We start from the raw sequence: 13272 nt of genomic DNA on the forward strand, positions 1-13272 counted from the left end.
ACAACCGGGTGATGTCCTGTACATCGGCATAGGTGTCCGGGACATCACCCGGTTGTAGTGGGAGGAAATTTATCTCGGCCTTTTTACCCAGGCAGTTCTGCAGCACTTCAATATAGTGCATCAAATCTACCGGCTGGTTGTTGCCAATATTGTACAGGCGGTAAGGTGCCAGTGCGGTGCCCGGGTCGGGGTCGTCACTGCTCCAGGCCGGATTGGATTGGGCCACATTGTCCAGCACTCGGATAACACCTTCGACGATATCGTCGATATAAGTGAAATCGCGGCGGTGTTTACCATAGTTAAACACGTCAATGGGTTTTCCGGCGAGAATGTTTTTGGTAAAAAGAAACAGGGCCATATCCGGTCTGCCCCAGGGGCCGTAGACGGTGAAAAAGCGCAATCCGGTGGTGGGCAATTGGTACAAATGGCTGTAGGTGTGGGCCATGAGCTCATTGGCTTTCTTGCTGGCGGCATACAGGCTCAGGGGGTGATCCACATTGTGGTGAATGGAAAAGGGCATATTGGTATTGGCGCCATACACTGAACTGCTGGATGCGTAGACCAAGTGTTCCACTTCATTGTGACGGCAGCCCTCAAGAATATTAACAAAACCCTGGATGTTGCTATCTATGTAGGCGTGGGGATTGATCAGTGAATAACGCACCCCTGCTTGGGCAGCCAGATTGACAACGCGATTGGGCTTGTGTTTTTTGAACACCGCTTCCATATCGGCACGGTCTTCAATATTGATGCGTTCTTCGCTGAAGCCGGGCTTATCTTTAATCAAATCCAGCCGAGATTGTTTCAAATTGACATCGTAATAGTCATTGAGGTTATCAATACCGACAACTTCATCACCCCTTTGCAGCAAGCGCTGAGCCAGTTTGTTACCGATAAATCCGGCTGTGCCGGTAATTAAAACTTTCATTCAATACTCCAGGCTTTTCTTACTCAAATTACAAACGTTTACAAGCGGTCGTCCACCTCGGCTCTGGGTAACAGGCCTTTGGCGTCAAATAAAACACTATTGGGTTTACAAAGCTTTTTAATGCCGGATATGCCCATTTCACTGAACTGGTGATGACTGACCGCCAAGATTACAGCATCATAGGTGGTGTGGTTAAGTTCGGATACCGGTGTAATACCGTATTCATCTTGCGCTTCCTGAGGATCCACCCAGGGGTCGTAGACGTGTACATTGGCGTGGTATTCCTCGAGTTCCTCAACGATGTCGATCACCCGGGTATTGCGCAAGTCAGGGCAATTTTCCTTAAAGGTTAAGCCAAGGATTAAAACATTGGAATCCACCACATGGATTTTTTTATGGGTCATGTGTTTAACCACTCGTTCTACCACATGGGCTCCCATCGCATCATTGATGCGTCGTCCTGCCAGGATGATTTCCGGGTGATAGCCGATCTCCTGTGCTTTGTGAGTCAAGTAATAGGGGTCTACTCCTATACAATGACCGCCTACCAGACCGGGGCGAAAGGGGAGGAAGTTCCACTTGGTGCCGGCCGCTTCCAAAACTTCGTTGGTGTCAATGCCCAGTCGGTTGAAAATCAGCGACAGCTCATTGATTAAGGCGATGTTCACATCCCGTTGGGTGTTCTCTATGACCTTGGCGGCTTCAGCGACGCGAATAGAACTGGCTTTATGGGTGCCGGCTGTGATGATGCTGGCGTAAAGCGCATCAACGTAGTCTGCGACTTCAGGCGTGGAACCGGAAGTCACTTTGAGAATGTTAGTAACTCGGTGTTCCTTGTCGCCCGGATTAATGCGCTCCGGGCTGTAACCGGCGAAAAAATCGCTATTGTACGTCATGCCCGATTCCCGTTCCATAATGGGGACACAAACTTCCTCGGTGGCACCGGGATAAACGGTGGACTCGAAAATCACCACATCGTTTTTGGCCAGCAGCTTGCCGACGGCAGTGCTGGCTTTTTCCAGCGGGCTCAGGTCCGGGCGTTTGAAATTGTCAATAGGTGTGGGGACGGTGACAATATAGACGTTACAGTCGCGTAAATCTTCCGGGTTATCACTGTAGGAGAGTTTATCCGCTGAGCGTAATTCGTCGGCGTCCACTTCCAGGGTATGATCCTTACCGGCGCGCAATTCCGCAATCCGCTTGGAATTAACGTCCAGACCTACCGTGGGAAATTTCTTTCCTAATTCCACGGCCAGAGGGAGGCCTACATAGCCGAGGCCGATAATGCCGATTTTGGCGTTATTTATATCGAACATGATAAGAGTTCCTAATCATTTGTTGCATATTTTGTGGTGCCGGGTTTCGTTGTATTCATAGCGGCTGTGGGCACCTTTAACCCGCTGTAGGCACCCCGCGACCAATCGCATAATAGGTGAAACCTTCGGTTGCCATAAATTGTGGGTTATACAGGTTTCTGCCATCAAATACGACCGGCTCCGACAATTTCGATTTGATTGACTTAAAGTCGGGGCTGCGGAAAATATTCCATTCCGTAGCGATTACCAACGCGTCTGCTCCGCTAAGCGCTTGTTCTGCGTTAGTGCACAGTGTTAAGCCTTTTTGGGCCCCGTAGATACGTTGTGTTTCTTCCATGGCTTCCGGGTCAAAAGCTTGGACAGATGCTCCGGCAGCCCACAAGGCTTCCATTAAAGTACGACTGGGGGCCTCACGCATATCATCGGTATTGGGTTTGAAAGACAGCCCCCAAAGCGCAAACGTTTTGCCTTTTAGGCCACTGCCAAAATGCGCCTGAATTTTTTGAAACAAAACCTGTTTCTGACGTTTATTGACTTCTTCCACTGCATTGAGCAGTGTGGCTTCATAGCCCACCTGTGCCGCAGTACGCTCCAGTGCCTGTACATCTTTGGGGAAGCAGGAGCCTCCATAACCACAACCCGGATAGATGAAGTGGTAACCAATGCGTGGATCAGAGCCCATGCCAATGCGTACGTTTTCAATGTCCGCGCCCAGTCGTTCCGCCAGATTGGACAGTTCATTCATAAAACTGATTTTGGTGGCTAACATGGAGTTGGATGCGTACTTGGTTAACTCGGCTGAACGAATGTCCATGTTGATCAGTCGGTCGTGATTGCGGTTAAAGGGTGCATACAAGGCGCGCATGATTTCGGTGGTGCGTGGGTTGTCGGTGCCAATGACAATGCGGTCCGGCCGCATGAAATCATCGATAGCAGCACCCTCTTTCAAAAATTCAGGGTTGGAAACCACGTCAAATTCCAGTTCCGCGTTTCGGGATGCCAATACTTCTGCAATTTTCCCCCGAACTTTATCCGCCGTGCCCACGGGTACAGTGGACTTGTTGACTACAATACGAAATTCGTCCATGGCCTCGCCTATGCCTTTTGCGACCGCCAATACATACTGCAGATCGGCAGAACCGTCCTCATCCGGTGGGGTGCCCACGGCAATAAACTGGAACAATCCATGCGCGACCCCCAGTTTGGCATCTGTGGTAAAACGTAAACGGCCGGCTTCCACGTTTTTCGTTACCAAGTCCTCAAGGCCGGGTTCGTAAATGGGTATTTCGCCTTGATTCAAGCGTTGAATTTTGTTTTCGTCAATATCCACGCACAGCACATCATTACCCACTTCCGCCAGGCAGGTGCCGGTTACCAGTCCGACGTATCCGGAGCCATAGATTGTAACATTCATGATTTTTCTCTTTGTTGCTATTACCAAATTAATAAAGTACGGTGTCGCTATTCTTTACGGTTTCTGCACGCGGCCGCACTGAGATTTAAATTCCACAAAACAATACCAGAGACCATCCCATTAGTCATCTGTAATATACTGAATTAGTGTGAAAAGGGTTGATTTGTATGGTGTTGGTATCTTATCAACATTATAATTGCAGCTCGTAACTCACGGGTTCTATCGGTGGAAACTAAAAAATAATAGCAGAATTCCGATTACATTTGATGTGTCCCGCCACCGAAGGACGTGGATCTATCCATAACAAAGTGTAAACGTAAACTATTCAAACAGTTATCGTAGGTTAAATTTTGGTTCGACTATTTAAACAATATATCCCAGTGTCGCTTGTCTATCTGGCCCTGGTAGAACTGGTATTGCTGTTTTTTTGTTTCTACGGCGGTGTGGTTTTTCATTCGGCTATAGAGTCAGATTTTTCGGTGACGAGTATTGCCCCCTTGTACCCCAAAGCCATTACCTTTGCTTTAGTACATTTCCTCAGTATCGGCTCAATGGGTTTGTATCAAAGGCGGTTCCGATTGGGGATTGCGGGTATTTTATTGAGGTTGTCGGCCGCTTTTTGTATGGGTGCGATCGCTATGAGTTTTATCTACTATGCGCTGCCCACTCAGTCCGTAGAACGATTGACTCAAGCCGCTTCTTTTGTCGTGGCGTTCTCCACAATTACTTTGGTTCGAGTTCTTTTTATGAAGACGGTGGACCAAAACTTGTTGAAACGACGCGTGCTGGTTCTGGGTGCAGGTGAATATGCCGGACAGATTCAGAACAATCTGCGGCGTACAACCGATCAGCGTGGATTCCTGGTGGTCGGGTATGTCCATGTGCGTGGCGAACACGACGTGGTGAATGAAGCACTTATTCTAAGGCCGGAACAACCGTTGGTGACTATTTGTTCCCAATTACAAATCGATGAAATTGTGGTGGCCGTAGGTGACCGGCGTCGCAAAAGTTTCCCGGTTCACGAATTATTGGATTGTAAATTGAGCGGGGTAGATGTTATTGATTTAACTCAGTTTTTTGAGAGAGAGGTGGGTAAAATCAAACTCGATATCGTTAATCCAAGCTGGCTGATTTTTTCCGAAGGCTTCAGTCAGGGCGAATACCAGGCCTTTTTTAAGCGCGCCTTTGATGTGCTCATGAGTCTATTGCTGCTGGCAGTAACCTGGCCGGCTATGGTTCTTGTGGCCATCGCAATATTTGTAGAAAGCGGGTTTCGAGGTCCCATCCTGTTTAAACAGGTTCGGGTAGGTCAGCATTGGCAATTGTTTCATGTGTTGAAGTTTCGCAGCATGCGGGTCGATGCCGAGAAAGACGGAGCGCAATGGGCGCAGAAGAATGACAATCGGGTGACCCGGGTGGGTAGTTTTATCCGTAAGGTGCGTTTGGATGAGTTACCACAAATTTTTAATGTGTTAATGGGGGATATGAGCTTTGTGGGGCCGCGTCCGGAAAGGCCTGAGTTTGTCACTGAGCTGTCCAACCAAATTCCTTATTACGCTGAGCGTCACCGGGTTAAACCGGGTATTACCGGGTGGGCCCAGGTGTGTTATCCCTACGGAGCTTCAGAAAAAGATGCGCTGGAGAAACTGCAATTCGATTTATACTATATTAAAAACTACACCTTGTTTCTGGACTTGGTGATTATATTGCAAACGGCCCACGAAGTGACTTGGGGTAAAGGTGCGCGCTAACTGTAATCGAAGTTTTGCAGGGTTTTAACATTGAAATGACAATCATAAACATTGCCGCCACCGGTTATGGTATATGTGCCGTCACCTTCCTGTTTTTAACAATCATTCTAGCTGTTAACTGGAGGGGGCATAGCCAAAGCGCTTTGCTTATTTCTGCGTGTATTGCCACTATTGTTTGGTCCCTACTTTGCGCATATCAGGTTTATTATCCAGACGTATTACATCCCTACCTGAGAATAACCGAACTACTCCGAAATTTGTTATGGATAAGTTTTTTGTTTTATTTGCTTGATCTGCGTGCTCAGGAAAGTAGCAAAAACAAAACGTTGTTGATGCTGAAGATATTTGCAACGCTATTAGTTTTATCCGGGGTTTTGGTGGAGTTGGGAGGGTTATTTGTCCCGTATATTTTTAATGCCAAACTCGTTTTTATCATCTTAATAGTAATTACACTGTTGGGATTGATTTTGGTAGAGCAGCTTTTCCGAAATACACCAATGGATCAGCGCTGGTCCATTAAATTTTTTTGCGTGGGTGTGGGAGGGGTTTTTGCGTATGACTTTTATATGTATGCCGACTCCTTACTCATGGTTGAAACCGATCAAGGTTTAATGAGTGCCCGCGGCTACGTCAATGCCATGGTTAGTCCTTTAATTGCGATATCGGCATCCCGTAATCCTCAGTGGGCGTTAAGGGTTCATGTTTCCAAACGATTTGTGTTTCATTCAGCTGCCATATTGGGGTCCGGATTTTATCTGCTGGCAATGGGAGCTGGAGGCTATTATGTGAAACAATTTGGAGGTACTTGGGGGGGGATTGCTCAGGTCATTCTGCTGACGGGTGCTTTGATATTGCTTCTACTTCTGCTTTTTTCAGGTTACATACGGGCCAGGATTAGAGTGTTTTTAAGCAAGAATTTTTTTCACTATAAGTACGATTACCGAGATGAATGGTTGAAATTGATAAATGCGATGGCGATGGAGCAAAATGACTACCAGATTCGCAGCAAGGCTATAATGGTAGTTGCGGATATCGTGGAGAGTCCGGCGGGCATTTTATGCCTGAAGGAGGATGACGGTGTCTATCGGACATCAGTGAATTGGAATATGCGGCAGGATGGAATATGTGAAACAGAGGCCAGTTCATTGGTAGAGTTTCTTAGTCGAAAACAATGGGTAATAAATATTGATGAAGTTCATGAAGTAACCGAACTTTATGACGGCTTGGAATTGCCCCGGTGGGTGGGTTTATTACCCCAGGCTTGGCTAATATTGCCATTTCTGCATCGTAAGGAGTTAATAGGATTCGCCGTATTGGCCCGCTCCAGAATTGAAACCAAAATAAATTGGGAAGACAGGGATTTGTTATTGACCGCGGCAAGACAGATATCCAGTTATTTGGTTTTGTTGAGAGCAAATGAAGAACTGATGAATGCAAAACAGTTTGATGCATTTAATCGGTTGTCTGCTTACGTAGTGCATGATTTGAAGAACTTGGTGGCCCAGTTAAGTTTGGTCGTAAGTAACGCTGCGAGGTTTAAAAACAATCCGGAGTTTATGCAGGATGCGATTGAAACCGTGCAAAATGCTACCGAAAAAATGCAGAAGTTATTGGATGGCTTGAGACAAAATCGACCAGTAGGTACTGTGGCAACGGAAAATATACTGCTACTGATAAAAGACGTAATTCGTAAGCGTGGCGGAACCCTTCCGATACCTGAGTACATAGGTACAAATCAGGATATATTTTTACCGTGTGAACGTGATCGGTTTCAATCCGTTTTGGAGCATCTGGTGGAAAATGCCCAACAGGCGACAGACGCAAGTGGTTGGGTTCGGGTTTCTCTCAGTCGACAAGGAAATGGTCATATCGAATTGAATGTCGCAGACAGCGGTTGCGGTATGGATGATCAATTCATAAAGGAACGACTTTTTAAACCGTTTCAAACGACCAAAGGTAATGCAGGAATGGGGATCGGAGTGTATGAAGCAAGGGAGTATTTCCGCTCCCTGGGAGGAACAATGAGTGTTATCAGTGAGATAGACAAAGGTAGTTCATTTACTGTGGTATTTCCCAATAATATGAAATAATAGGGGCCGGCGCTCCCTAATTTTCATTGAATGTCTGGGGTATGACTTTGAAAGACAAGAAAAAATATCTATTGGTTATTGAAGATGATCCTGGTTTGCAACGCCAATTGAAGTGGTGTTTTGAAGGATATGAAGTTCTTATTGCGGGTACTCGTGAAAGTGCCATCGCCCAGTTGCGCCGTTATGAACCGAGCGTGGTGACCTTGGATTTGGGTTTGCCGCCGGATCCGGCCAATGCGACAGAAGGCTTGAAAGTGCTACAGGAAATTTTGACACTGGCACCCTACACAAAGGTAATTGTGGTAACCGGAAATGACGATAGGGAAAATGCGATTCAAGCAGTGTCTATCGGCGCTTATGATTATTATCAGAAACCCATTGATTCTAAGATGCTCAGCATGATAGTGGATAGGGCTTATACACTCTATCAGTTGGAAGATGAAAATAGAAAATTGGTGAGAAAGAATCGATTAACGCCTATAGAAGGAATTATTGCATCCAGTCCGCAGATGATGAAAGTCTGCCGGACTATAGAGAAAGTGGCTCCTGTGGATGTGACCACGTTGCTATTGGGTGAGAGTGGAACCGGAAAAGAGTTGGTGGCTCGGGCTTTACATTCCATGAGCGGGCGCGAAAGCAAGCCATTTGTAGCGCTGAATTGCGCAGCCATACCGGATAATCTTTTGGAAAGTGAACTGTTTGGTTATGAAAAAGGGGCGTTTACAGGCGCTGCTAAGCAAACAAGAGGAAAAATAGAATTCGCCGAAGGCGGTACGTTTTTATTGGACGAAATCGGTGATTTGTCATTAGCATTACAGGCTAAAATTTTGCGGTTTTTGCAGGAGCGAGTGATAGAAAGGGTTGGTGGACGCCAGGAAATTCCTGTGGATGTAAGAGTGATATGCGCCACGCACAGGGATTTGGAACAGATGATAAAGGAAGAAAGATTCCGAGAAGATTTGTACTATCGTATTAGCGAAATAACGATTCAAATCCCGCCTTTGCGTGAACGATCCGGGGATGCACTTTTATTGGCAAAAAGTTTTCTGGAAAAATTCTGCAGTTTACAAGGACGGTCGGCTAAAGTTTTCAGTAGTGATGCGCAAGCTGCTATTGTCCAGCATCTATGGCCAGGCAATGTTCGGGAGCTGGAAAATAAAGTTAAGCGCGCTGTTATAATGTCCGATAGTGATCAAGTGACGGCCGAAGACATGGAGCTGGATTCTATAGTTAGCAGTGATAACATTGTTAATGTCCTCAATCTTCGTTATGCCAGGGAGCAGGCGGAAATTACTGCTGTGCAACAGGCATTGTCATTGACTAAGAATAATGTATCAAAAGCGGCAGAACTGCTCGGCGTCAGTCGACCTACACTCTATGATCTAATGAATAAGTTCGGTTTCAATTAAAGGGCCGCGGTTTGGTAGTGTCAAATCACGTAAACCCAAAATTGATTGCGTCCGTCGCTGTATTTCTCGTTTGTATTTCTATGGTTTTACATTGGACTACGCTCCGGGAGTTAGGGGTATTGTGGTGGCGCTCCTATACATACGGCCATGGTCTGTTGGTAGCTCCTGTTTGCTTGTATCTGTTGTGGGAAAAGTATCCCGAGTTACAGGAAACTCCCCACTCAGTGAGTTTGAGCGGTTTGTTTTTTCTTACTGTATTCAATGGCATCTGGTGGATTGCATACAGTATCGATATCAACATACTGGTTAAAGTGGTTGTGTTAGTGATGCCGGCACTTATTGTGTGGACTGTTTTGGGAAAACATGTGTTTAAATTATTGTTATTTCCATTGACCTACATACTGGTAGCGGTACCGGTGTGGGATCCGCTGGAGTCGATATTGCAGGTGCTTACCGCATACACGGTCGCCGGTGGTCTATCTTTGGTCGGGGTACCTGTTTTTCTGGAATCCACCTACATTTCGATACCAGAAGGTCAATTTCATATAGAAGAGGTTTGCGCCGGACTTAGATATTTTTTGGCGGCATTGGCGATTGCGCTATTGTTTTCGCACATGTATTTAAAAAAATTGTCGGTACAAATGGTATTTGTTGGAACAGCATTGGCGATTGCGGTTGTTGTCAATTGGGTACGTGTATTTCTTGTGATCCTGGCAGGACACCTTTCAAATATGCAGCATTCTTTCGTCCATGAACATGTCGGCCTTGGGTGGTGGATTTTTTCAATATCATTGATTCCAGTGTTTGCCTTAGGTATTTATATGCACAGAAAAAGTGCGAACCAAGCCGGTTTGCCAGTGGGGGTACATAGTACTCCAAAGAGTATTCCTGGCTATAAACCTGTGATTGTGTTGCTGTCTAGCGTACTTGTCCTGATACTCACGCCGGTGTCTGCAAATCAGTTGAAACAAAGAGGCATAGAGAGGGATTTCCCTGTTGTTTTACCTGAGGGCATCGGGGGTTGGGAAGGGCCTTTCGAATTAGAATCAATAGTCAATATCAGCTATGCCTCGGCGGATTACTCTTTAATTCGTTCATATAAAAAAAACAATGATAAACTAGCGTTGTTCGTGGCGGGATACAACAGCCAATCGCAAGGAAAAGAGCTGGTTCATTATGAAAACCGCGTGGTTGGTAGTTCAAATTGGAATATATATAAAAATGGAAAAATACTTTTAAGTAATTCCGGTGAAACTAAATTAGCGGTTAAGGAAAGTTTGCTAAAAAGAAAGCAAGGCCAGGTTGCGGTGATGTGGCAATGGTATACAGTAGCAGGTGAAAATACTTCGTCGGAAATGATGGCTAAACTGCTTCAATTAAAATCCATTGTTACAGGAAACTCTCGAGCAAAAGTGACTATATTGGTTTCTGGTATTTATGCGGATGCAAGCAGTGCAAGATCTCAATTGGAAGATTTTGTTAGTACGATGCGGAAAAAATTGGATTCGGTATGAATTGGTTTGGTAAATTTGGAGAAGCACATGCGAATTGGTGATTTCAGTAAGGGTATAGCGGTTACAGTGTGCAGTGTTTTTCTCCTGGCCTGTTCAGGAAAGTCCCCAGAGGTTTTGTTAAATGAAGCTTCAGAGCAAATCCGGCAAGGAAACTATCGCATAGCTATCATCAATCTGAAAAACGTTTTAAAACAAAAACCGGACAGCCGCGAGGGAAGGTTTTTACTGGGTAAAGTCTATCTGGAGATAATGGATGGTGTAGCGGCGGAGAAAGAGCTTTTGCGTTCTGGTAAATTAGGAATTGCTCAAGAGAAAATTATCTCACCACTGGCAAATGCTTATTTGCTTCAAGATAAATACGCCAAAGTAATTGAGCTGATTCGTTCGGGGCAAGCAAAGACATTGGATGCGGAGTTGTCTACATATATGGCGCAGGCCTATCTGGGGTTGGGGGATTTGTCGAATTGTGAAGAGCAGTTGAATTATGCGATGTCCATCAATCCTGATTTTGTCCCTGCATTGTTGACTAAAAGCAAACTACTTTATAGAAATAATAAATATGATGATTCCAAAAAGTTTTTGAACCAAATTACCGCTCTGGACGCTGGGTTTGTGCCGGCGTGGCTGATGTTGGGTGAAGTCGCAGCATCCAGTAGTGATTACAACACGGCAACACAAATGTATCAAAAAGCATTAGACATAGAAACCTCAAAATCTACACCGGTTCAGACCGGTTACATTAAAATTCGTATGGCCAATGTGCTCATGGATAGCGGTGAAATAGGAAAAGGAACTGCCATACTGGATGAATTGTTGGCCGAAAACCGGGAAAACCCCATTGCGAACTATTTATATGCGGTACACAAATACAAGTCCGGTGATAGAAAAGCGGCCTACGATCATTTGCAGCTCGTGCTCAAAGCGGTTCCGGATCACAAACCAAGCTTGCTGTTACTGGGGGCAGTAAATTTTGGTGAAGGGAAGCTTGAGCAAACCGACGTGCAAATTTCCAAGCTTCTACAAAGCGATCCAACTAACCCAACCGCCATAAAATTGCTGGGTGCTACACATTTGCGCCAGAGCCAGCCTGAACAAGCGCAGGAATTGGTGCAATCTGTTTTGGATCAAAACCCCAATGATTCGGAGCTCTTGGATTTAATGGGGAGCGCATTGCTGGCTCAGGGTGAGACCGAGAAAGGATTGGCTTACATAAAGGAAGCGGTATCAAGTAAACCGGAATCTGTGTTTCTAAGAAACAAGCTGGCATCAATATACCTCAAGCAAGGTGAAGTGGATTTAGCCGTACAGGAACTTGAAAATACAACTACACGCAAGAGCCAGGATTATAGGTCTCAGGTTCTATTGATTCTAAGTTACCTCAGCAAAAAGAATTTCCTTAAAGCTGAGCAATTGGCTGCTGCTTTGATAGAACAGTTTCCCAATGAAGGGCATGCCGGGCTTGTGCTTGTACAGGTGTATTTGATACAGAAAAAATTTGATAAAACGGAGGAGACAATAAGGCAGGCCTTGACTTCGTATGAAGATTATACCCCATTGCATCACAGCCTGGTTCGATTATATGTCATGCAGGGAGAACTGCAAAAGGCCGAAAAGCATTTAAATCGCATGCAGGAGCTGTTTCCGGAAGACAGTTCGATATTTGTTTCAATGGCACGGTTACATGTTTTACAAAATCAAGAGCAACAAGCAATAGAAAAATTGGACAAAGCAAGAGTTAAAAACACGAGCGACATTTTTTCGCGATTAATTTTAACTCGTTATTATTTGCAGAAATCAGATAAGGCCAATGCAGGGCCTGTTCTAAGTGAGGCCGAGACTCTGGCACCAAAGCGATGGGATGTAAAAATGTTACGCGCAATATACGAACTGCGTTTTGGTGACAGAAAGCGGGCGAAGCTCAAGTTCCAGGAACTGGTGCAATCTAATCCAAAATTAGGTATGGCGCATTACTATCTTGGTACCCTGCAAATGTATGAGCGCGAGACGCAGTCCGCTAGAAATTCATTTCAAAAGGCAATGCAGTTGCAACCATCGATTTCGAATGCGTATCTGGCATTAGGAAGGCTGGAATTGATCTCGGGTCGGGAAAAGGCCTTTAAGTCGATAATACTTACAGTTAATGATCGATTTCCCAATTCGGGGTTGGGAGACCTGTTAATGGGGGACTATTCTGTCGCCAAGAAAGATTATAAGAAAGCAAATGCTTTATACGCTAATACCTCTAAACACATGCAATCGTCCGAACTGCTGTTAAAAAGACATTATGTATTGCACCGACTTAAGAGATCGCGCGAGGCGACCTTGTTGCTGCAAAACTGGTTGAAACAACACCCAAATGACGTGACGGTACGAAAAAAACTGGCTTGGGATTATAAAAGTAGTGGTCAAGTGGACAAATCCATACGTGAATATCGGAAAATTGTCGAAATTGATCCAAAAGATGCCTCTGTTTACAACAATTTGGCTTGGTTGTTGTTTGAGTCACAAGATTCCAGTGCATTGGAAGTCGCCAACAAGGCCTATATGCTTGCTCCGGACAAACCGTTCATAGTGGATACCTATGGATGGTTACAGTTAAATTCCGGAAATTCCGCCAAAGCATTGGCTCTGTTGGAAAAAGCAGCGGAGTTGGCGCCAGTGCATATGGAAATTCAATTACACTACGCTGAGGCGCTGCAAAAAAATAGTCAAACGGAAAAAGCTAATCGCGTGCTGGAAATTGTAGCAGCTTCCGGCAACAAAAAACTCGCTGCGCGAGCTAGGGAATTAATGTCTGCTAAGTAGCATGGGTACTGTCGGTACAGTTTACACTTGTTGAGAAAGTAATAG

General features: G+C 45.3%; 8 protein-coding genes. 5 read left to right on the forward strand and 3 right to left on the reverse strand.

The window, feature by feature from the left end; all coding sequences use genetic code 11:
• The 3 genes from OEY58_10445 to OEY58_10455 form a co-directional block, all read right to left on the reverse strand.
• Positions 1-928 (reverse strand): NAD-dependent epimerase (locus OEY58_10445; GenBank protein ID MDH5325870.1); only part of this gene is annotated, 928 nt, incomplete at its 3' end.
• 38 nt (positions 929-966) lie between these two features.
• A complete protein-coding gene (gene tviB / locus OEY58_10450) occupies positions 967-2244 on the reverse strand; it encodes a Vi polysaccharide biosynthesis UDP-N-acetylglucosamine C-6 dehydrogenase TviB (protein MDH5325871.1) in 1278 nt (425 codons plus the stop codon).
• Positions 2245-2320: 76 nt separating this feature from the next.
• Complete coding sequence (locus OEY58_10455; GenBank protein MDH5325872.1) at positions 2321-3658, reverse strand: UDP-glucose/GDP-mannose dehydrogenase family protein; 1338 nt, start codon at positions 3656-3658, stop codon at positions 2321-2323.
• Between the two features lie 350 nt (positions 3659-4008).
• On the opposite strand from OEY58_10455, the gene OEY58_10460 reads away from it, so the two are divergent.
• The 5 genes from OEY58_10460 (at position 4009) to prsT (ending at position 13227) form a co-directional block, all read left to right on the forward strand.
• The gene (locus OEY58_10460) at positions 4009-5409 is read left to right on the forward strand and encodes a TIGR03013 family PEP-CTERM/XrtA system glycosyltransferase (protein MDH5325873.1); all 1401 of its coding nucleotides are present in this window, start codon (positions 4009-4011) and stop codon (positions 5407-5409) included.
• 35 nt (positions 5410-5444) lie between these two features.
• On the forward strand, positions 5445-7499 hold the full coding sequence (prsK, locus tag OEY58_10465) for a PEP-CTERM system histidine kinase PrsK (protein MDH5325874.1): 2055 nt from the start codon (positions 5445-5447) through the stop codon (positions 7497-7499).
• 41 nt (positions 7500-7540) lie between these two features.
• Positions 7541-8908 carry a PEP-CTERM-box response regulator transcription factor gene (prsR, locus tag OEY58_10470; GenBank protein ID MDH5325875.1) on the forward strand — a complete coding sequence of 456 codons (1368 nt, stop codon included), beginning with the start codon at positions 7541-7543 and terminating at the stop codon, positions 8906-8908.
• Positions 8909-8988: 80 nt separating this feature from the next.
• Positions 8989-10422 (forward strand): EpsI family protein, encoded by a 1434-nt coding sequence (locus OEY58_10475; protein ID MDH5325876.1) that lies wholly within the window; start codon positions 8989-8991, stop codon positions 10420-10422.
• Positions 10423-10449: 27 nt separating this feature from the next.
• A complete protein-coding gene (gene prsT, locus OEY58_10480; protein ID MDH5325877.1) occupies positions 10450-13227 on the forward strand; it encodes a PEP-CTERM system TPR-repeat protein PrsT in 2778 nt (925 codons plus the stop codon).
• Positions 13228-13272: the final 45 nt, after the last annotated feature.

The sequence above is a fragment of the Gammaproteobacteria bacterium genome, from assembly GCA_029882975.1.
Lineage (GTDB): Bacteria > Pseudomonadota > Gammaproteobacteria > SZUA-152 > SZUA-152 > JAJDNG01.

What these genes read in the sequence shown, in the direction of transcription:
- prsK (MDH5325874.1), top strand. Translation starts at nt 5,445, where the DNA reads ATGACAATCATAAACATTGCCGCCACCGGTTATGGTATATGTGCCGTC.
- prsT (MDH5325877.1), top strand. Translation starts at nt 10,450, where the DNA reads ATGCGAATTGGTGATTTCAGTAAGGGTATAGCGGTTACAGTGTGCAGT.
- OEY58_10455 (MDH5325872.1), bottom strand. Translation starts at nt 3,658, where the DNA reads ATGAATGTTACAATCTATGGCTCCGGATACGTCGGACTGGTAACCGGC.
- tviB (MDH5325871.1), bottom strand. Translation starts at nt 2,244, where the DNA reads ATGTTCGATATAAATAACGCCAAAATCGGCATTATCGGCCTCGGCTAT.
- prsR (MDH5325875.1), top strand. Translation starts at nt 7,541, where the DNA reads ATGACTTTGAAAGACAAGAAAAAATATCTATTGGTTATTGAAGATGAT.
- OEY58_10475 (MDH5325876.1), top strand. Translation starts at nt 8,989, where the DNA reads ATGGTTTTACATTGGACTACGCTCCGGGAGTTAGGGGTATTGTGGTGG.